22 protein-coding genes are annotated in these 20,599 nt (G+C 54.3%); 18 read left to right on the top strand and 4 right to left on the bottom strand.

Annotated elements, in window-relative coordinates; translation table 11 throughout:
- Nucleotides 1–33: 33 nt before the first annotated feature.
- Both HFD94_RS15940 and HFD94_RS15935 read right to left on the bottom strand, forming a co-directional pair.
- On the bottom strand, nucleotides 34–285 hold the full coding sequence (locus HFD94_RS15940; protein ID WP_039659499.1) for an ogr/Delta-like zinc finger family protein: 252 nt from the start codon (nucleotides 283–285) through the stop codon (nucleotides 34–36).
- Nucleotides 282–998 (bottom strand): hypothetical protein, encoded by a 717-nt coding sequence (locus HFD94_RS15935; RefSeq protein ID WP_167433292.1) that lies wholly within the window; start codon nucleotides 996–998, stop codon nucleotides 282–284. The genes HFD94_RS15940 and HFD94_RS15935 overlap by 4 nt, the downstream gene beginning before the upstream one ends.
- Nucleotides 999–1,507: 509 nt before the next feature.
- Between HFD94_RS15935 and HFD94_RS15930 the strand changes: the two genes are divergently transcribed.
- The 13 genes from HFD94_RS15930 (at nucleotide 1,508) to HFD94_RS15870 (ending at nucleotide 11,960) form a co-directional block, all read left to right on the top strand.
- Complete coding sequence (locus tag HFD94_RS15930) at nucleotides 1,508–1,765, top strand: AlpA family transcriptional regulator (protein ID WP_167433291.1); 258 nt, start codon at nucleotides 1,508–1,510, stop codon at nucleotides 1,763–1,765.
- A complete protein-coding gene (locus HFD94_RS15925; protein WP_167433290.1) occupies nucleotides 1,762–2,010 on the top strand; it encodes a hypothetical protein in 249 nt (82 codons plus the stop codon). The genes HFD94_RS15930 and HFD94_RS15925 overlap by 4 nt, the downstream gene beginning before the upstream one ends.
- Before the next feature lie 13 nt (nucleotides 2,011–2,023).
- Nucleotides 2,024–2,551, top strand: a complete 528-nt coding sequence (locus HFD94_RS15920; protein ID WP_167433289.1) for a host cell division inhibitor Icd-like protein — start codon at nucleotides 2,024–2,026, stop codon at nucleotides 2,549–2,551.
- Nucleotides 2,548–2,814: a hypothetical protein gene (locus tag HFD94_RS15915; protein WP_167433288.1), complete on the top strand. Its 267-nt coding sequence runs from the start codon at nucleotides 2,548–2,550 to the stop codon at nucleotides 2,812–2,814. The genes HFD94_RS15920 and HFD94_RS15915 overlap by 4 nt, the downstream gene beginning before the upstream one ends.
- Nucleotides 2,801–3,142: a DUF5375 family protein gene (locus HFD94_RS15910; protein WP_167433287.1), complete on the top strand. Its 342-nt coding sequence runs from the start codon at nucleotides 2,801–2,803 to the stop codon at nucleotides 3,140–3,142. Before HFD94_RS15915 ends, HFD94_RS15910 begins: the two co-directional genes overlap by 14 nt.
- Nucleotides 3,143–3,156: 14 nt before the next feature.
- A complete protein-coding gene (locus tag HFD94_RS15905; protein ID WP_167433286.1) occupies nucleotides 3,157–5,475 on the top strand; it encodes a primase-helicase zinc-binding domain-containing protein in 2,319 nt (772 codons plus the stop codon).
- A 320-nt stretch (nucleotides 5,476–5,795) separates the two neighbouring features.
- A complete protein-coding gene (locus tag HFD94_RS15900) occupies nucleotides 5,796–7,046 on the top strand; it encodes a hypothetical protein (protein WP_167433285.1) in 1,251 nt (416 codons plus the stop codon).
- Between the two features lie 735 nt (nucleotides 7,047–7,781).
- Complete coding sequence (locus HFD94_RS15895) at nucleotides 7,782–8,603, top strand: RNase A-like domain-containing protein (RefSeq protein WP_022624080.1); 822 nt, start codon at nucleotides 7,782–7,784, stop codon at nucleotides 8,601–8,603.
- A gap of 7 nt (nucleotides 8,604–8,610) precedes the next feature.
- On the top strand, nucleotides 8,611–8,907 hold the full coding sequence (locus tag HFD94_RS15890) for a contact-dependent growth inhibition system immunity protein (protein WP_031292167.1): 297 nt from the start codon (nucleotides 8,611–8,613) through the stop codon (nucleotides 8,905–8,907).
- A gap of 90 nt (nucleotides 8,908–8,997) precedes the next feature.
- Nucleotides 8,998–9,462, top strand: a complete 465-nt coding sequence (locus HFD94_RS15885; protein ID WP_031292164.1) for a hypothetical protein — start codon at nucleotides 8,998–9,000, stop codon at nucleotides 9,460–9,462.
- A 244-nt stretch (nucleotides 9,463–9,706) separates the two neighbouring features.
- Nucleotides 9,707–9,952: a YmjA family protein gene (locus tag HFD94_RS15880; protein ID WP_010672163.1), complete on the top strand. Its 246-nt coding sequence runs from the start codon at nucleotides 9,707–9,709 to the stop codon at nucleotides 9,950–9,952.
- Nucleotides 9,953–10,290: 338 nt separating this feature from the next.
- A complete protein-coding gene (locus HFD94_RS15875; RefSeq protein WP_010257735.1) occupies nucleotides 10,291–10,779 on the top strand; it encodes a cold-shock protein in 489 nt (162 codons plus the stop codon).
- Nucleotides 10,780–11,105: 326 nt separating this feature from the next.
- Complete coding sequence (locus HFD94_RS15870) at nucleotides 11,106–11,960, top strand: PA4780 family RIO1-like protein kinase (protein WP_010257738.1); 855 nt, start codon at nucleotides 11,106–11,108, stop codon at nucleotides 11,958–11,960.
- Nucleotides 11,961–12,027: 67 nt separating this feature from the next.
- Here the strand turns inward: HFD94_RS15870 and mgtU are convergent, their stop codons facing one another.
- Together mgtU and mgtA are read right to left on the bottom strand one after the other, a co-directional pair.
- Nucleotides 12,028–12,114, bottom strand: coding sequence for a magnesium transporter protection protein MgtU (gene mgtU / locus HFD94_RS23185; protein ID WP_354439566.1), 87 nt, complete (start codon nucleotides 12,112–12,114; stop codon nucleotides 12,028–12,030).
- A 10-nt stretch (nucleotides 12,115–12,124) separates the two neighbouring features.
- On the bottom strand, nucleotides 12,125–14,827 hold the full coding sequence (gene mgtA / locus HFD94_RS15865; protein ID WP_122889763.1) for a magnesium-translocating P-type ATPase: 2,703 nt from the start codon (nucleotides 14,825–14,827) through the stop codon (nucleotides 12,125–12,127).
- A gap of 658 nt (nucleotides 14,828–15,485) precedes the next feature.
- Here mgtA and HFD94_RS15860 point away from each other — a divergent pair.
- The 5 genes from HFD94_RS15860 to HFD94_RS15840 are packed head-to-tail and all read left to right on the top strand — an operon-like array spanning nucleotide 15,486 to nucleotide 20,450.
- Nucleotides 15,486–17,054, top strand: coding sequence for an ABC transporter substrate-binding protein (locus HFD94_RS15860; RefSeq protein ID WP_022624076.1), 1,569 nt, complete (start codon nucleotides 15,486–15,488; stop codon nucleotides 17,052–17,054).
- Entirely contained in the window at nucleotides 17,054–18,106 is a 1,053-nt protein-coding gene (locus HFD94_RS15855) for an ABC transporter permease (protein ID WP_010257745.1), read from the top strand. The genes HFD94_RS15860 and HFD94_RS15855 overlap by 1 nt, the downstream gene beginning before the upstream one ends.
- On the top strand, nucleotides 18,103–18,960 hold the full coding sequence (locus tag HFD94_RS15850; RefSeq protein ID WP_010257750.1) for an ABC transporter permease: 858 nt from the start codon (nucleotides 18,103–18,105) through the stop codon (nucleotides 18,958–18,960). Before HFD94_RS15855 ends, HFD94_RS15850 begins: the two co-directional genes overlap by 4 nt.
- Nucleotides 18,950–19,780: an ABC transporter ATP-binding protein gene (locus HFD94_RS15845; RefSeq protein ID WP_122889764.1), complete on the top strand. Its 831-nt coding sequence runs from the start codon at nucleotides 18,950–18,952 to the stop codon at nucleotides 19,778–19,780. Before HFD94_RS15850 ends, HFD94_RS15845 begins: the two co-directional genes overlap by 11 nt.
- A complete protein-coding gene (locus HFD94_RS15840) occupies nucleotides 19,773–20,450 on the top strand; it encodes an ABC transporter ATP-binding protein (protein ID WP_033758674.1) in 678 nt (225 codons plus the stop codon). Before HFD94_RS15845 ends, HFD94_RS15840 begins: the two co-directional genes overlap by 8 nt.
- Nucleotides 20,451–20,599 lie beyond the last annotated feature (149 nt).

Here is a 20,599-nt window from a genome sequence, read left to right as displayed (position 1 = left end):
AAGCCGCTGGTTGTGTAGCGGCAGTGTGAGGGATTAATGAATCTGGCGGAATGCAGAACCATAACGGCCCAGCGTCTGCCGTTCTCTTGCTGGTTCCGGGGATGGTACCGGTATTTTTTCCGGTTGTGGCGGTGCGGTGATCACCTTTGTGATGCTCTCATTAGTCTTGAAAGTGCAGGAGCAGTCGAGGTTAGTGCACTGGTGATAACGCTCTTTTACCTGCTCTGACATATAGCGGCTTGATTTGGTGTGCGCCGCGCTTTTGCAATAGGGACAGTGCATCATTTCTGGCTGCCCTCCTGAAGCTTTGCGCGCTGCGCCCGGATTGATTCAGCCAGCTTCTGGCGGCGCATAGGATGGTGGTAAAGCTCCATATCAATACCCGTCAGCGGCGGGCGATACAGACCAATATTCTCCAGCAATGGTGCCTCTTTCATCACGCTGTCCGGCAGGGCCGCTGCTCCCTGCGTCAGTGCTTCACCAACTAGATAAGCCACCTCCTTAATTCTATCCCGGTCGTCACCGGCAAACGTCGGGGAAAGTTCTTCACGACGGAGACGCAGCTTAATGGCCCATAGCAGTGACGGACTCACGTTACGCAGGGCTGACTTCCAGTGCGCATCCGCGAACCCGGTAAACGCTGCGCTGTGTGATTCCACGTACTCTTTGCCACTGCCGCAGCATTTCAGCATCGCTTCCTGCTTATCCAGCGCCAGCTCTTTAAGCAGCCCGCCGAACTCATCGGCCAGTTCACGGCTGGCGATGCGCTGAGAATGTTCGGCGCGCAGCTCGTCGGTGAGATTGCCTCGCAGGTTGCGAAAGCTCGTGCGCCAGTTGCTCTCGGCTTCTTTTCCTGCCTCGATGGCTGCCTGTTGCTCTTTTTCACAGCGGGCGATATCGGCGCAGATGCCGTTATAGGCTTTCATCCTTTGGGTATGTTCCGCGCGGGCTTTCTCGAAGCGTTCCAGTGATGCAGGTTTCTGTTCCGTGGTGGTCATGATTGTCTCTCATCGTCTATAAAGGATGAGGCCATTCTGTCGTGTACAACAGGACAGCGCATTTCATTGCTTTCCGCCTGTCGATGAACAAACAAGGGTATAACCGATAAGGGATGATCTCTTAACTGATGGTATTTCTTATATAACTGTTCACTGGTATTCACTGAGATAAAAAAGGTAATGAATACAGTAGTTTTAGAAGTGAACACTTTAAAATGAAGTGTTCACTAAGTATTAACTAGTGTTCACTTCACAGAAATCCAGCCTTTCTCTAGTAAGCCTTTGTTCATTGTTTTTATCTATTAATAATTAACGAATGATTACTTAAATTAATATAAAGAGAACAGGATGCAACTCAATGCATTACACTGCACTGAATCTCATGAATGATTATTTTTTGCACTACGAAGGACTATTGCCACGCTTAAAAATATTAACAAAATAGGGGGTTACCTGAAGACACCACCGGAACCGGACAGCACCGGCCGGACTCATAATGAGGTAACACCATGCATGTAGTTTCATCCTTAACAGCCCCTGCCATTCCCGTAACCCGCGATGCCGTTTACCCGCGTGACCGCTTTATGCGACTGCCGGAGGTCATCAGTACCTGCGGTCTGTCACGCTCGACCATTTACGACTTAATCAGTCGGGAGCAGTTCCCGTCGCAGATTTCCCTCGGCGGTAAAAACGTCGCCTGGCTGGCGTCAGAGATTGACGGCTGGATGCAGGCCCGCATCGCACAGCGTGCCGGAGGTGCGGCGTGATTTCGCTGAATTTTGGCACGAAAACCTTTCCTTTCACCCGCGAAGAAGCCGCCTTTGTCGCGGAAAGTCTAACGGCATCGGTCAGCGGCAAACCAGCCACGGCATCAGCTTTTACCAGCGGGATGCACGCCCATATCTCCATGCTGAGTCAAAAAGCGAAGTCTGCAAAGCAGAAGGTAAAAAAAGAGGACGGGAAATACCGATCAAATCCGCCGCAATCCGATCACGTCCTGACCAGTTGCTGAGGAAAACGCCCCGATGTGTGAAAAAAGGCTTTTCTCTGGCGAGCGGCCGTTATACAGTTTTTGTGCTGCCGCAAAATCGGCAGCCGGGATTTGCAGCCCGTGTAACTCAATGGCGACACAACACGCGCCAAGCGTGTTTTTTTGTGTCATTGCTCTGGCTTACCCATTTTTCAGGCTGTGGTTCTTAGACCGCAGTCGCTGTCAAATAATGGTGGCCCGGGCGGGGCAGCCTTCGGGCTGGCCGGTATCCATTGAGGCCGGTACTGCAAACCCCGTTCGGGCCACCACCCATGAGATTTGCAGCTCCGGTGGTGGCGTTAACCGCTACTCGATGGAGATTGTCCTCATGACAACGGCCCTTACTGCCGCTCACCCCGAATTCACCTTTATTTTTGCCGCCGTGCGTCGCACTGATGCCGCCGCCCGTCCCTGCATGCTGCGCACTGTAGCAGGCGATGAGCGCAGCGCCCGTGCCAGCCTCGCCCGTGATTACGTCCTGTCCTTTGCCGGTCGCCTGCCGGTTAAGGCAGTGGCGGCATGAACACCCTTTCCCGGCAACTGAATAACAATGACACCTACCCTATTCCCCACGCTGACTACCTGCGCCTGCTGCACGCGCACACGGTCGGCGTGACCGCGCTCGATATGTTTGACTCGGTGAACTGCCTGAGCGCGCGCGGCTGCGTGCCGGACGGCGCAGCGCTGGCCTCGGTCGTCGCCCTGCTCACCGACCAGCTCGGTAAAGTCGTTGAAACCTGTGAATCCCGCATGTTAGCCACGGAGGCCCGTCATGATGACCGTTAATCACTCCTGCCTGCCCGTTGAGGTACGCACCGCCGTTTACCGTCGCGCGCTGGCGCAGGGCTACCTGAACGCCTGCAAAGGCCTCGGCATCGCCGTGTCAGCCACGCTCGATGAGCTTCAGATGACCATTGCCCTTGAGCTGGAGGGCTTCTATGTGCGCCGCCACGGCCCGGATGCGGGTATGGAGATGGCCTGCACCATGCTTGGCGATATGGTCGAGCCGGACCTGCTGACCGCACCGCCGCGCCTGACGCAGCTCGGTGTCACCATGATGGATGAGCTGTTCCGCAGCAAGCTTGCGGCCGCCAGCCGCATCACGTTGCACTGAGGGAGAACATGCAGATGAAACATATTGTCTCTGACACCGTAAAGGCGGCCACCGGATTCTGGCCGCAGCTTCTGCCTGCCCTCGGTATCAGCGTGCTCGACGGAGGGCGGCACGGAGCCTGCCCGGCGTGCGGCGGCAAAGACCGCTTCCGTTTTGACAATCAGGACGGACGCGGAACGTGGCTCTGTAACCAGTGCGGGGCCGGTGACGGCCTTAACCTGGTAGAAAAGGCGCTCAGTATCAGTGCTAAAGAGGCCGCCATGAAGGTGGCCGGAATGCTCAGCACGCTGCCGGAGTCAGCCCCGGTTATGCATGATGAAGCCGCAGACAAAAGCCGCGCGCAGGCAGACGCAGCCGCACGGGCGCAGGCACTTATAGCCGCTGCCGTCAGCCGCACGGACAACGCCTACCTTTCAGCGAAAGGGCTGCACGGCACGCAGGCGCTCACACTTGGGGAGGCGCTGCGCTGTGGTGGTGTCAGCTTTGCCGCCGGGGATGTGCTTATCCCGCTGACCGGCGAAGACGGTACCGCCATTAACGTGCAGCTAATCAGCGCCGCAGGCGACAAACGCACCCTGCCCGGCGGACAGGTGAAAGGCACGTACTGGCTGGCAGGCGAGCCGGATGGCAAAACGCTGTGGCTCACCGAGGGATACGCTACCGGCCTGACCGTGCACCGGCTGACCGGGCAGCCGGTTTACGTGGCGCTGAGCGCCAACAACCTGCCCTCACTGGCAAAGCGGCTGCGTGAGTCATACCCCGGCGCGCTGATGCTGATTGCCGCCGACCGTGATGACAACGGCACCGGCCAGTTAAAGGCAGAGGAAGCGGCGAAAGCCTGCAGCGGGATAACCGCCCTGCCGCCGGTTACGGGTGACTGGAACGACGTGTGGCAGGCGCAGGGCGATATCGCCACGCTGGCGCAGCTCACCGACTTCACGCAGCCGCAGCCGCTCAGCCCGTTTGAATCCGTCAGCGAGGCCGACCTGAAGGCCATGAGCGCCAGCCAGAAGGCCGAGTTGCTGGTCGCCCATTACGGTGAGGCGCTGGCCGTGCCGCCGGTCGGGGAGGAAATCTGCCGCTATGAGAACGGCGCATGGCAGGTGATGGAGGCGAAGACGCTGCGCCGGGAAATCGCCGCGCTGTTTCAGAAGGTGCGCGCACCGTTCTCGGCTGCCGGTATCGGCAGCGTACTGGACACGCTCAAGCTGATGGTACCGCAGATGGGCGAACCGTCCCGCCGCCTGATTGGCTTCCGTAACGGCGTGTTTGATACCGCTTCCGGCACGTTCAGCCCGCACCGCCGCGAGCACTGGCTGCGCACCGTCAACAGCGTGGACTACACCGCCCCGCGTACAGGTGAGAACCTCGCAGACCACGCCCCGGCTTTCTGGCGCTGGTTAACGCGGGCAGCCGGACATAATCACGACAAGCAGGAGCGCATCCTCGCGGCGTTATTTATGGTGCTGGCAAATCGCTATGACTGGCAGATGTTTCTCGAAGTCACCGGCCCCGGCGGCAGCGGTAAAAGCGTCATGGCTTCGATAGCCACTCTGCTGGCCGGAAAAGACAACACCACGTCCGCCACCATCGACACGCTGGAATCCTCGCGCGAGCGCGCCAGCGTGGTGGGCTTCTCACTTATTATCCTTCCTGACCAGGAGAAATGGAGCGGCGACGGCGCAGGCATCAAGGCGATAACCGGCGGCGACGCGGTAGCCATCGATCCAAAATATCGCGACGCCTATTCAACGCACATCCCGGCGGTCATTCTGGCGGTGAACAACAACCCGATGCGCTTCAGCGACCGAAGCGGCGGCGTGTCACGTCGCCGGGTTATCCTGACGTTCCCCGAAGTGATACCGGTAAAAGAGCGTGACACGCAGTTACTGGATAAAATCAGCGCCGAGCTGGCCGTGATTGTTCGTCATCTGATGCAGCGCTTCGCGTCACCCGATGAGGCGCGCGAGCTGCTGCAGGCGCAGCAATCATCCGGTGAGGCGCTGGATATCAAACGACAGGCCGATCCGCTGGTTGATTTCTGCGGATACCTGATGCCGCTGAGCACGCCAAACGGGCTGTTTATCGGTAACGCCAATATCCGCCCGCTGAATCCGAAGCGCTATCTCTATCATGCGTATCTGTCATTTATGGAATCGCGGGGGCATCAGCATCCACTAAGCCTGACGGCTTTCTGGCAGGCTGTACCGCAGACGCTGAAGGAGTATGAGCGCGTGTTGCTTAAGCGCAGGACGAATAACGGTATACAGACCAATCTCATGTTACATGAGGACAGCGAGGCGGATTGGTTGCCCACATGTAGCATCTCATAACATCATTCCACGTAAACCGGCTTAGGCCGGTTTTTTTTATATTTGATGGTGATGCAAATATTAATGTCAGCCAAGGTCCGCTAAGAGCGAGAAGCGGAAATTGCTAACTGCATTGTTTGTTAGCAAACAGGGAGCAGATCACGCAATCTTTCGGTCTCGATAAAAAGTATCAAAATTACTTTATAGACGAGCAGAACTTTGGATGGCTGCGAGATTTCGCCGCCTATTGTGGAACTATGAAAGGCTGTAGCAAGACTGCTGGAATTTGTGGTAAGTTCAAGACATGTTTTACATGTGTTTTTTTGGGAGGGGGCCAATCTATGGTTGCCAGATACAAGAAGAGCCTTGAACAATTAACGATAATGCTTCACATTATTAAGACGCAAAAAAATTTGTCGATAGGAGCAATCGTAGACTTCCAATTATTGCTTTTGAAAAAGATTAAAGAGGCAGAAAAAGCAATTATTCGCACAAAAGGAATAATTCAAAAACTACGTCTTGAAAAAGCAAATGATAGACCAAGCAGAGAACGTTCAAAAGAAATAACAACCCTTATAAATAAGTTTGATAAAAAAATGGAGAGCTATAGATATATCATTTACATATGGAAGATGTATGGAGATAGCATTGCATTCCATTTTTGTGACAAATATGCAATAAGACACTTTCTTTACAATGAACATTATCATGTAAAGGAAACAGCCGGGTTCATTTCTGGGAAAGAAGGCATCAAATCGGAAATAATGCTTCTAAAAACAGCAGCTCAAAATAATGTGCCTGCAGTGCTTTGTGATCTTACAAATACGCTAAGACATGGAGATGTATGCCTACTGGGCCATAATGATCCCTATCCTATTGAAGTTAAAACATCAAGTAAACTAAATAACAGAGGGGAAAAACAACTTAAAAACATAGATGAGCTAAATCGCTTTTTCATAAACGATGAGGCCGAAAATTTCCGAGGCGTAGGGCCTGTAATAAGACGCGAACACACAGAAAAAGAACAGTATCACTTGCAAGCCATCAATGATTGCATAAGTAAGTCCTATGAAGAAGGCACTAGCCATGTCTCACCAGAGAGTGGAGTTCACTATCTAGCTATAACAAAATTCAAGCAAGAAGTTTTTGACCAGATACATGGAAAGTACATTCACATGTTCAATTTGAACGAGTACAAAAGAGATATGAATTGGCATCCCTATACACCTTTCCAACTTTCTCTAAACCCTGAACATATATATAATTTCATAAATGGAAATTTAAGCATTTTTGTTCTTCTTGACTTGCAAGTCATAAAAAGAAGATTTAAGAGAAATGGTCTACATATCATTTTTTTACAAGACGAGCATTGGTATGCTCAAATATCAGCAACAGGAAATATTTTGGATGGAGGGTTTAGGGTATCAATGCAATCATTTTTACGGGTTGCATTTGAGTTCCAGAGCTTGACATGGGCAATAAAACAGCACAAAAAACACTTAAATCTTTTTATGGAAGATACAGGTAAAAATGGTAGAAAAATGGAAATTCCGCCTGACTGGATCGCAGCTACAGACCCTATTCCAATGTAAAGAAAATAACCACTTTTTGCGTGCCAGCTTTTTCCTGTTGTTAACGACTGCTCCTGCCACAAAGCGGACCATTGACAACAGCAGCGCCTAATAACTTCACATTACGCATAATGGCTCAGGTCGCTTTTTGTGATCTTGGCTAAGGTGATCACCAAAAGTGCACACTAGTGTACATCCCGCCTCAAATCACTCACTACCTAACAAATTGAAATTAATACATAAAAACCAAAGGTGAACAGTGTGAACACTTTTCTCTAAAATCATTTTATTATGAATCAAGCGCCAGGCATTCGTTATCCTTGCCGGGCTGCTCCGGGGTATGAGATCCAATAATTGGTACACGTTTAGGTACACAAGCCAAAGTTGAATTGAAGAAAAACAATTAATTTCATGGCCTTGATTGGCATATTCAGATTCCGCCAGCTCATGAGAACCTACAAGATGAAAATCTTGCTGGCTTTTGTGTCTGCGATCCTACTTAAAACATACCCCTCGACTGACGCAATGCCCGCTTCATCGTCTGACTAACTCCATAAACTAACGAAACTGGCTAGCGCCCTGCTGTGTGAGTTAACCCCCATAGTTAGTGACCTGAGTATATTATTTTAAAAACAAATAATGAATAATTCAGATAACGAAGATTTAGAGAAACAGTGTTTATTTAAAGTAGACCTAATGCAGGCACGTACCAGCCTGATTTAAAAAGGATGTCGTTCACACAGATGGAGTTGAATCATGGATGATGGGTTAAAAATAGTATTGTCTCCTGTCCAGCTTGCTGCTGCACTTTCTGACAATTCAGTTACCGAATCTGAGACAATGTCTAACCGTCTTATGGGCGGGCTGGGGCTGGTAATGGGAACGCTGGAGCTGGCCGGGGCAACTGCGCTTTGTATGGCGCCCGAGCCTACAGGTTTGACAAAGGCGGCCTGCATCGTTGTTGGCGCGCACAGCATGGACAGTATCAATACCTCAGCAAATCAGGTTCTGAGCGGCAAGAATGTTCGTAGTGCAACATATCGGGCCGCCATTGAGATGGCAAAAAAGTTTGGCGCTGATGAAGATACAGCGTGGAAAGTAGGCCTGACCGTAGATGTGGGCGTGCCGATAGCTTTTTCTCTTGGACTTGGCGCGGCGAGAATTGCTGCCGTTCGTGTTGGCCGAATCAAATTAATTGAGCATGAATCTGTCTCTGGATTAAAACCGGGCGGGCATACGCTTTTAAAGCATATTGGAAAATCACCTCAGGAACTTCATGAAAGAATTATCCAATCTAATGGGGTATTGGATCTATCTGGTTCGTTCTCGTCGCTGGAGATTGCCGAAGCAGCCATATCAAAGGCACTTCATAATAATCGGGAATGGATAAAACTATGGGCTGCAAGTAAACCACGACATAACATGACGATAAGTTACGATGTGGGTAAAACCGTTGGTTATGTTGTTCAGAAAGGGAACAACACTGCGTATAAAGCAACTAAAATAAGAGTTGCGCTGAAGTATCAGACTTACAATAACAAACCTTATTATATAATTACTTCTTTTCCAGATAAGTGAGTTGATCATGAGCCGCGCACCTCTTGCCCCAAACTTAGATTTATGCATTGTGGGAACCCTTAATCAGGACTTCGACGTTATCACTGGCGCTGATACGATGGATGGTGCCATTGATGTAGTCGTTGACGAAGCTTCTCCAGAAGAAAGATGTGATTTACGTAAAGAAATTACTGACTTTCTCAAGCTGTCGGAAGAAGAGATAAAGGAAGAGTTTTCTCAGCGCTGGCAAGATATTTCACCTGATTACGCCAGCAGTTTTTTGCTCTATTTCCTTGAAAGCATCAAAAGATACGATGAAAGATGATTTTGCTTGTGTGCCCGTTCGTGAACTGATTGGTAGGTTTGCTGGTGGTGCACTTGCTGCCTTTGAAATGGGATGTTTATGGTGACAGGAATGGAACAAATAGCCTCTGTTAAGCTCATTGAGAAAAGCAAAGCCTCTGATTTCAGACAGGCAACCTCTGAAGTTATTGTTGGGGATAAACCGACAGGTATCACCATTGACGGACAGGTGCTGGAAGCGGCTGTTAAGGTGGATAGTGACAGATATATTCTGTTCACGACTGATGATGTCATTTTCGAGGAATCCCTTACCGTCACGTTCATCAGTTTGAGTCAGGGAAAACTTGAAAGCCTGCAGATTGGCAATGAATACTCATCCGGTTCTTTCGAACAGCTGTATGTGCATGACGAATATATCCGCTTCAATTTCATCGGCCATTCTGCATGGGTGATAAAAGTGAATGACAGCCCAAAGCTCCGTCTTCCTTTTGTTTCGGATCCGCGTGGAGTCAAGCGTGCCTCGGGTCTAAAAACATACCTCTCTATTGATGCAAAGCCCTGCCCCTCATCTGACTGAACGCCTTAGTGGATGAGATAGGTATACGCCTGTTCATACCCATAATCTCTGTATCAGACGTTTCGCTGGCAACAGATAACGCGCAGGCACTTTCCCAATCTGAAAGACCAGCCCTTCTCACACTCCCTTCCGCCTCCCCAATCCCCCTTTACAGCCCCAACCCAAACACGAAATAATACCCCTCTACGCCGGGCCACAACGCCCTGCCAACGCTTAAACCCAAACTCAACTCTGCGGACAATTTATGAATAACGAAATCTCTCTCAAATACTATGATGTCGCAGATGAGTATGCGACGGAGTCCGCTAAGCCGGTGAGCGAAGCTGAACGTACCCCGCTGGCGCATTACTTCCAGCTGCTGATCACCCGTCTGATGAACAACGAAGAGATCAGTGAAGAGTCGCAGCAGGATATGGCGCGTGAAGCGGGTATCGATGAGCAGCGTATTGATGAAATTGCCGAGTTTCTGAACCGCTGGGGCAACGAGTAACAGACATTCACCGGCTGACGAGCTTTGCGCAGTTCGCCGGTTAATCGGCCTGACTCAGTACCGCATTCGCCCGCCGGTATCCGCGTAACAACGCCCAGTGCTGACAGCCACGTGTCTCACGTGGCTGATGTCCGTTACCTGCTCTACCAATCCATCACTTCGTTTTTATCTGCCGCTACACACACTCCATCACACTCGCCTTCATCCGCCACAAAGGCCCCTTCCGCCGCTCACCCTCTGGCGCACCTGAAAATTATCATCCAGACTTATATAGTCTGCGCAGGCATTGTGTTTTACACTGCGCGCTGTAAAAAACTGAGTAGATTAAGCAGGCAAAAATGGCGATGAACGGAACGATCACAACCTGGTTTGAAGATAAAGGTTTTGGCTTTATCAAAGATGAAAACGGTGATAACCGCTATTTTCATGTGATTAAGGTCGCCAATCCTGATCTGATCAAGAAAGATGCGGCGGTGACGTTTGAACCCACCACCAACAACAAGGGCTTATCCGCCTATGCGGTGAAGGTCGCGCCGACAAGCAAATACATCTATATCGCAGGCGAGCGGCTCAAGATCACCTCGATTAAGTCTTATCTGGTCTACAACGAAGAAGTCCCGGTCGATGCCGGTGTCGATAAAGAGAACGCGGTGTTGTCAGTGGGACTGCTGCTGAATAATATCCGGCCGAAAACTGACCCGAACGCCAATGAGATGCGCTCGCTGAAAAAGCTGGCGGTCACCACCTTCCAGGGTACGACACTGATCTTCTCTGAAGATGAGATCGACATTGAAAGCACGGTCAAAGTGCTTAAAGGCCTGAAGTAATCCCGAATGCGGGCCGAAATTCTGTTGGCAGGATTTCGGCCTTCAGGCACCTGCCAGCCCGCTATTCAGGCACATTTCTCTGACACGAAATCCCCGCCCACAGGGCTGATACATGACAAAGCGCTCCTCTGGCGGATAAAACCGTCCTGCTCTCCCCTCTAATCCATTGTTTATGATAAAACAAAGGTCAAAAGCGCAGCTCATCAAGGTTCATCCCCACAAAGCGACTTTCCAGGGTAGAATTAGAAACTTTGTTCAGTCATTGCCAATGTTTTCCATCATCGCAAAGTGATACGAAAAGCGGGTGAAATAAGGTATAAAGCCGCATGAAAATCCCAAACAGAATCCAGCCCCTGGTCGATGACGGCCTGATTGACGATGTCCTGCAGCGGCTGAAAAGCGGCAAAGAAGCAGACGTCTATACCGTGCTATGCGGCGGCAAGGTGCAGTGCGCCAAAGTCTATAAAGAAGCGACCCAGCGTAGCTTCAAGCAGGCCGTGCAGTATCAGGAAGGTCGTAAAACCCGTAACAGCCGTAACGCCCGCGCCATGCAGAAAGGCACAAAGTTCGGCCGTAAGCAGCAGGAAGAGTCCTGGCAGACCGCCGAAGTAGATGCCCTGTTCCGCCTGGCGAACGCCGGTGTTCGCGTGCCACAGCCTTATCTCTGCATCGACGGTGTGTTATTGATGGAGCTGGTGACCGATGCCAATGGCTCGGTCGCGCCACGTCTCAGCGATGTCTCTCTGTCTGAAGAGCAGGCGGTCACGGATTTCCACACCATGATCCGCAACATCGTTCGTATGCTCTGTGCCGGTATCGTTCACGGTGACTTATCCGAGTTCAACGTACTGCTGGATGACCAGGGCCCGGTGATTATCGACCTGCCACAGGCGGTCGATGCGGCGGCCAATAACCATGCCGAGTCGATGTTTGAACGTGACGTAGACAATATCACCTCTTACTACGGTCAGTTCGCTCCGCAGCTGCTGAAGACGCGCTACGCCAAAGAGATCTGGCTGCTCTATGAAGATGGCAAGCTCACCCCGGAAACGCCGCTTACCGGGAAGTTTGTGGAAGAGGAGCGCGTAGTCGATATGGATTCTCTGATGGATGAGATCATCACCGCAGAAGATGAATATTACGAGCGCCAGCGCGCCAGCCGTGAGCGCGACGAAGAGTAAATGCATCAATAAAAAAAGGCAGCGAGTCCCCTCGCTGCCTCTCACTTACCGCACGATCACAACGCCATCACCGCACGATGACCGTCAGCGCAATCAGAGTTAAGCCGATGATCATCACGCCGACAAATACCGTATCGAGCCTGCTTTTTTTCATCTTCTCCTCCCTAGAACCACTGACCAAAGCGGCGGATGTAGAAACGCTTCATGCCCTGTGCCACCAGGCAGTAGCTGAACAGCGTCAGCACCAGCCACGGGAAATATTGCCATGGCAGTGGCACCAGACCGACCATCGCACCCAGCGGGGAGAACGGGATCAGGATGCCCAGCGCCATCACCGCCAGCGTCGTCAGCATCACCGGTAAGGTGGCGCGGCTCTGAATAAACGGAATCTTCCGGGTACGCAGCATATGCACTACCAGCGTCTGTGACAGCAGCCCCTCAATAAACCAGCCGGACTGGAACAGCGACTGCACGCCTGCATGGTTAGCGCCGAAAACAAACCACATCAGCGCAAAGGTGGTGACGTCAAAAATTGACGAGGTCGGACCCATCCACAGCATGAAACGCTTGATGTTGCCGGCATCCCATTTACGCGGCTTATTCAGAAACTCACGGTCAACCTTGTCCCACGGCAGCGCCAGCTGGGAAACGTCATACATCAGGTTCTGAATCAGCAGATGAATCGACAGCATCGGCAGAAACGGAATAAAGGCACTGGCCACCAGCAGCGAGAAAACGTTGCCGAAGTTGGAGCTGGCGGTCATGTTGAGATACTTGATGATGTTGCCAAAGGTCTCGCGTCCTTTGAGTACACCCTCATTCAGCACCTGTAAATCTTTCTCCAGCAGGATGATGTCCGATGAGGCTTTCGCCACATCTGCCGCGCTGTCCACGGAAATCCCGGTGTCAGCCGCCCGCAGCGCAGGCGCGTCATTAATGCCATCGCCCAGGAACCCGACGGTGTGACCGTTCTGCTGCATCAGCCGCACCAGACGGGATTTCTGCAGCGGCGTCAGCTGAGCAAACAGGGTGCAGCGCTCTGCTTCCTGCGCCAGCTCATCATCGTTCATCGCCTCAATCTGATCGCCGGTCAGCATCGCCGGATCGGTCAGCCCGACATCGGCACAGACCCGCAGCGTCACTAGCGGATTGTCACCGGTCAGCACTTTCACTGTCACACCGCTGTCACGCAGGGCTTTAATCGCCTTACCCGCGCTGGCTTTAGGCGGATCGCGGAAGGTCAGCATTCCCTGAATAATCAGATCGCGCTCATCACTGTCGCTGAGCGGCGCGTGTAGCTCGCCATCACGGGTTGCCACCAGCAGCACGCGATAACCCTGCTGATGATAGTGTTCGGTCTGCGCCAGCAGCGCCGCACGCTGTGCCGCATCCAGTGCGACCACCGTGTCGCCCTGCCGCACGGCAATGCTCACTGCCAGCATCTCTTCCACTGCGCCTTTGCAGATCAGTTGTGAACGATGCTGAGTCAGATCCTCCACCAGCACCGACACCCTACGGCGGGTAAAATCAAACGGCAGCTCATCGATCAGCTGGAACTGGCTGCGCTGAGACTGTGAAATGACCTTGTCGCCCGCGCAGAGTAAGGCGCGATCCATCAGGTTTTTCGCGCCACTCTGGCTGCCGCTGTTGAGCCATGCCAGCAGCAGCACCTGTGCATCTTCGTTGCCCCGCGCGTCCAGATGATGCGCCAGCAGGATGGTGTCCTGGGTCAGCGTGCCGGTTTTATCGGTGCAGAGCACATCCATCGCGCCGAGGTTCTGAATGGCGTTGAGTTTTTTAACGATCACTTTGCGACGTGACATCGCAATCGCGCCCTTAGCCAGGTTGGCGCTGACAATCATCGGCAGCATTTCCGGGGTCAGCCCGACCGCGACGGCCAGTGCAAACAGCGTGGCATCCATCCAGTCGCCTTTGGTGAAGCCGTTAATCAGCAGCACCACCGGGACCATCACCAGCATAAAGCGGATCAGCAGCTTGCTGACGCTGTTCACCCCGCGATCAAACGCGGTCTGCGGACGGCTTCCGGTCAGCGATGAGGCCAGGGAGCCGAACCAGGTTTCGCCGCCCGTCGCTACCACGACTGCGCTGGCTGTGCCGCTGGCCACGCTGGTGCCCATCAGGCAGATATTCGGTGATGCCAGCCGCTCCTGAGCGGTCTGACCTCCGGCATCGATACCCGCATCGCTGCTCTGTTTTTCAACCGGCAGCGACTCGCCGGTCAGTACTGCTTCACTGATAAACAGATTACGTGAACTCAGCAGACGGACATCGGCAGGCACCTGATCGCCGGTGCTGAGCAGAATGATATCGCCCGGCACCAGTTCACTCATATCCACATCCTGACGCTGCGCGGTTTCGCTGCCCGGCTCACGGCGCAGCACGGTGACCTGGCTGCGCACCAGTGACTTCAGTGCCTGCGCGGCACGGTTGGTGCGAAACTCCTGCCAGAAGCGCAGCAGCCCGCTCAGCATCACCATGGTGAAGATGATGATGACGCCGGAGAGATCGGTCTCCTGACCGGCGCGCAGCGGCAGAATATAGTCGGTAAACAGGCTCACCAGCGCCAGGACCAGTAATACGTAGATAAACGGGTTATTAAACGCCATCAGCAGCTGAATCAGCGCGGGTGGCGCTTTCTCATGCGCCACTTCATTACGGCCATACAAAGCCAGTCGTTTCGCCGCCTCAGCCTGGGTCAGGCCCTGACGCTGACTGCGCAGGTTCGCCAGCGTCATATCAATGTGCTGGTCTGCCTGCTGCGCCACGGCAAACATTTTTTTACTTTTTTTATCATTACGGTTGCCGGATGAAGTGATCGCAACCTGTTCCAGTTTCATGTCGCTCATTTCGACATCTCCCTGATTTAAAGCAATAGTTGTCCTGCACGGGAAATAACGTGCATGGATAAAACCTGGCGTAGCCGGGTTATTTAATGGGGTGACTTTCAGAAACAGTCAGGTTATTCCGCCTGCACACAAAATAATGACGCGCACAGGGTTACCTGACGCCGGTTATACGCGGCGTTTTAAAAGTCTGATATCAGCGATTGGGCGCAGCCTGGGCTACGCCAGACGGGGCGGAGGAAAAAGAGCGAATATAAACAGCAGCATAACGCGCACTCCTGGTGATGACAGGATTAAAAATAAGGAGCGCGATCGTTAATTAAAGCGGGGATCGCTGCTCGCCGGTTGGCAAGCAGCAGAGGAAACTCAGCTTGCCAGAATAAAGGTTAATCTCGGGTGACTGTCCAACTGAATTCTCCTGAAGTTATCTGCCGCCATTATAAAGAGAGGCCGGCGTCGGTAAAGCAATAACGTATTGAATAACGGTTTCGTTGAGGATTTGTTTCTGCTCAGGTTGCCGCTTCGGTAACAGCGTGGCGATCTTCTTATAACCTCCAGGTAATGCTTATAACCTTTTGGCATATGATTAGCCCATATTCGACTATTCTTCGCATCGGCCCTTTCGTAAACTCGCGTAACTTTTTAGAGGCAAGGAAATTTCATGAAAACTATAATTCCATCACTGCTGGCGCTGACGCTGGCTGCCGCCTTCACAGCCCAGGCCGCAACACCAAAAGATACGCTGGTGATTGCACAATCAACTGACGACGCAGACAGCTTCGACCCGGCCAAAGGGTTTGAACTGACCAGCGTTCAGGCCTTTACTAACATCTATCAGCGCCTGGTGCAGTCTGACCCGCAGAATCCGGTGGACCTGAAACCTACACTGGCCACCTCGTGGCAGCCCGGCAGCGACAACCGCAGCCTGACCTTTGAACTGCGTAAAGATGCGAAATTCTCTACCGGCAACCCGCTGCGTCCGGAAGATGTGATCTTCTCGCTGGGCCGCGTGGTGAAGCTGAACCTCGATCCCTCTTTCATCCTGACGCAGCTCGGCTGGACCAAAGATAACGTCGATGGCTTCCTGAAAAAAGTCGACGACAATCATGTGCAGATCAGCTGGACCGCCAACGTCAGCCCGACCTACGTCCTGAGCCTGCTCTCTGCCCCGGTTTCATCGATCATTGATGAAAAAACCGCGATGGCGAACCAGAAGAACGGCGATTTCGGTAACGCCTGGCTGGCCACCCACTCGGCGGGCAGCGGTCCGTATCAGATCCGCAAAGTGGTGATGCATCAGGTGGTACTGCTCAGCGCTAACCCGACCTCACCAGCGGGCGCGCCAAAAATGAAGAACATCCTTATCAAGAACGTGCCTGAACCGGCGGCGCGTCGTCTGCTGCTGGAACAGGGTGATGCCGATATCGCCCGTAACCTGGGTGCCGATCAGATTGCTGCACTGAACGGCAAACCGGGCGTGAAGACAGAAGCGATTCCAATGGCGTCGCTCTACTACATCCAGTTCAACATCGGCGCGAACGAGACGATGAAGAACCCGGCCTTCTGGGAAGCAGCACGCTACCTGTGGGATTACAAAGGCATCGCCAGTGAGCTGCTGAAAGGCCAGTTCGATGTGCATCAGAGCTTCCTGCCTAAGGGCTTCCTGGGCGCGATCAACGACACGCCATACAGCTACGATCCGGAAAAAGCCAAAGCGATTCTGAAGAAAGCGGGCCTGAACAACGTCACCTTCAAGCTCTCCACCAGCAACCAGCCGCCTTATCTGGATATCGCACAGGCGCTGCAGGGCAGCTTCGCCAAAGCGGGCGTGAAAGTGGAAGTGGTGCCGGGTCTGAGTTCCGAAGTGTCGACCAACGTGAAAGCGCATAAATATGAAGCGACGCTGAATGCCTGGGGCTCCGACTACTTCGATCCCAACACCAATGCCGCCTCGTTTGCTTACAATCCGGAAGATGGCAGCAAAACCATCGCCTTCCGTTCAGACTGGCACATTCCTGAGCTGAACAAGCAGGTGATTGCGGCGACCGCCGAGAGCGATCCGAAGAAACGCGTGGCGCTGTATGAAGCGATGCAGCGTGAAGTGATGAAGAACTCACCGTATGTGATTGGGATGCAGGCGAAGAACCTGATCGCCCTGCGCGACAACCTGAAAGGCTATGTACAGGGCATTAACCCTGACATGGTGTATTACTCGCAGGTCACTAAGTAATGGCACAGTCTGTTCCTTCAGCCGGGTTCGCCCGGCTTTTTTGGCAGCGTGGCGGGCGCCTGATCGGTAGCGTACTGTCGCTGCTGGTCACGCTGCTTGGCCTGCTCGCCTTTACCTTTATGCTGTCGCATCTCTCGCCGATCGATCCGGTGCAGCAGATCGCCGGCGATCACGCCAGTGAAGCGACCTATGAGCAGGTGCGTCATGACCTGGGTCTCGACCAGCCGGTGCTGATGCAGTTCTGGCGCTACGTCGAACATCTGGCGCAGGGCGATCTGGGTGTCTCCCGCCTCACCAATCAGTCGGTGAGCGGCGACCTGATGACCACCTTCCCCGCCACCATCGAGCTGGCGACCTGCGCGATGATCTTCGCGGTGGTGTTCGGTGTGACGCTGGCGCTGCTGGCCGCCTGGAAACCGGGGAGCTGGATCGATAATCTCGCCCGCTTTGTCTCGCTGCTGGGCTACTCGGTGCCGGTGTTCTGGCTCGGCCTGCTGGGCCTGCTGCTCTTTTATGCGGTGCTGCACTGGTCCGCCGGACCGGGACGGCTGGATGATATCTGGGTCTACACCCTGGAGCCGAAGACCGGCTTTGTGCTGATCGACAGCTGGCTGTCGGGTGAACCGGAGATGTTCCGCAATGCAATTGCGCACCTCTGGCTGCCGGTGGTGATCCTCGGCCTGCTGGCGATGGCGGGCATTACCCGCCTGCTGCGTGCTGCGCTGCTGGAAGAGAGCAGCAAAGAGTATGTGGTGCTGGCGCGTGCTAAAGGCGCGGGTCGGGTGCGCATCCTGCTGCGCCATATCTTCCCCAACGTGCTGGGCACGCTGGTCACGGTGATCGCCCTCTCCTACGCTACGCTGCTGGAAGGCTCGGTGCTGACTGAAACCGTCTTCGCCTGGCCAGGTGTGGGTCGCTATATGACCAATGCGCTGTTCTCCGGCGATGTGCCGGCGATTCTGGGCTCAACCCTGTTAATCGGCAGCTGCTTTATCCTGATTAACACCCTGGCGGATGTTTTAACCTGGTTAACCGATCCGAGAACCCGATGACGCAACAACTCTCTGAACTCGAAACGCTGCGACCACGCCGTCGCCGTCAACGCGTTACCTCGTTAACCGTTGGGCTGACGCTGGTGGCGATTCTTATCCTGATGGCACTGCTGGCGCCGCTGATTGCGCCGTTCGATCCGAACGTGCAGACCATGTCGAGCCGTCTGCTGGCGCCGTCGGCACAGCACTGGTTCGGCACCGACGGCTTTGGCCGCGATCTGCTGTCGCGTGTGATTTACGGCGCGCGTCCGACTCTGCTGCTGGTGTCGCTGATTCTGGTGCTGACCATTCCGGCCGGGCTGCTGATCGGCATCACCGCCGGTTACGTGGGCGGCTGGACCGAACGCCTGCTGATGCGCATTACCGATATCTTCCTGTCACTGCCCAACCTGGTAATCGCGCTGGCGCTGGTGGCGATTCTCGGCCCTGGCCTGATGAACGGCGCGCTGGCACTGGCACTGACCAGCTGGCCGCCGTTTGCCCGTCAGGCACGCGCTGAAACCCTGGCACTGCGCCGCAGCGACTACCTTGCCGCCGCGCGGATGCAGGGGATTACGGGCTTTCGCCTGATGTTCGGTCATATCCTGCCGCTCTGCATGCCGACGGCGGTAGTCCGCGCCGCACTGAGCCTGGGCGGGATTATCCTGGCCGCGGCCGGACTCGGTTTCCTCGGTATGGGCGTTCAGCCGCCGACGGCGGAATGGGGTTCGATGGTGGCCGAAGGCAGTAAAGTCATTTTTGATCAGTGGTGGGTTGCTGCTGCACCGGGCGCGGCGATTCTGTTTGCCAGCCTGGCCTTTAACCTGACAGGCGATGGCCTGCGCGACCGACTGGATACCCGTCATGCAAAATAATCTGCTCCATGCCGAGGGGCTGACCATTCGCAGCGACGATGCGCTGCTGGTCGATAACATCAGTTTTTCCGTGGGTCGCGAGCGCGTGGCGCTGGTCGGTGAGTCCGGTTCCGGCAAGTCACTGACCGCTCGCAGCCTGATGGGCTTACTCTCGCCCGCGCTGCATCTGCAGGCCAGCCAGCTCCAGGTGGCCGGTGAAAATGCGCTGACGCTAAGCGAGCGTCACTGGAACCAGCTGCGCGGTAACCGCGTGGCGATGGTGATGCAGGACCCGAAGTATGCCCTTAACCCGACGCGCACCATTGGCTGGCAGGTGGAAGAGCCGCTGATCCTGCATCGCCGCCTGAACCGTGCCGAGCGCAAAGAGAAAGTGTGTGAAATGCTGGATGCGGTCGGCCTGCCCGATCCGCGTCGTCTGATGCAGCAGTATCCACATCAGCTCTCTGGCGGCATGGGCCAGCGCGTGATGCTGGCGATCGCCCTGATTACCGATCCGGATTTCCTGATCGCCGATGAACCGACCTCCGCGCTGGATCATGCCATGCGCGATCAGGTGCTGGCGCTGATCCGCGGTCTGGTGGAGGCGCGCAACATGGGCCTGCTGCTGATCAGCCATGATTTGCAGCAGGTTTCAGAACATTGCGAGCGGGTGATGGTGATGTATAAAGGCCGGTTGCTGGATACGCTGCCCGCCGCCGATCTGCCGCACGCTACCCATCCCTACACCCGTACGCTGTGGGCCTGCCGTCCGGGCAAAGCGACCCGCGGACAGACTTTACCGGTGCTGGACCGCGCTGCGCTGGAGGCGAATGATGATTAAGCTGCAGAATCTAAGCGTCGCCCACAAACAGGGTTACGAGCTGCGCACCGTGGTGCATGAGGTTAACCTGGAGGTTAACGCTGGCGAGTGTTTTGGTCTGGTGGGTCCGTCAGGCTGCGGCAAGTCGTCGCTGCTGTGGGTGCTGGCAGGTCTGAACCCACACTGGCAGGGTCAGATGCAGCTTGCCGGTCACGAGGTTCAGCCGGGTAAAGCCTTCACCGGCGCACTGCGTCAGGAAGTGCAGATGGTGTTTCAGGATCCCTATGCCTCGCTGCATCCGCGTCACCGGCTGCGTCGCACGCTGGCGGAGCCGCTGAAGCTGCTGAAACGCGACAATATCAACGATCGTATCGATCAGGGCTTTCGTCACGTCGGGCTCGATCCCGCCCTGGCGGATCGCTATCCGCATCAGCTCTCCGGCGGCCAGCGTCAGCGCGTCGCCATCGTGCGCGCCCTGCTGCTGCAGCCGAAGATCCTGCTGCTGGATGAGCCGACGTCGGCGCTGGATATGTCAGTGCAGGCGGAGATCCTCAATCTGCTCAACGATCTGAAACAGCAGGATGGCCTGACCATGGTGCTGGTGAGCCACGATCCCGACGTGATCGATCACATGTGCGATCGCGCCGTGCACATGTCGCAGGGTCGCATCATCGAACAGATCTCTGCCTGAAATCAGGCCGGACGGCGTTCACCTGCCGTCCGGCGCTGCTGCATCCGCCACGCCTTTCTGTAACATCCCCTTCTTTCGCCATTAGCCTCATCCTCTCTATTGCCAGAATGGCGCGCTGTCCTCTTCCTCTGAGTCATTAGATTGCCACG

The sequence above is a fragment of the Pantoea sp. EKM20T genome (genome assembly GCF_011800485.1).
Classification (GTDB): Bacteria; Pseudomonadota; Gammaproteobacteria; order Enterobacterales; family Enterobacteriaceae; genus Pantoea; species Pantoea agglomerans.
The sequence above is the reverse complement of the archived record's forward strand: the minus strand, read 5'-3'. Positions and strand labels throughout refer to the sequence as shown.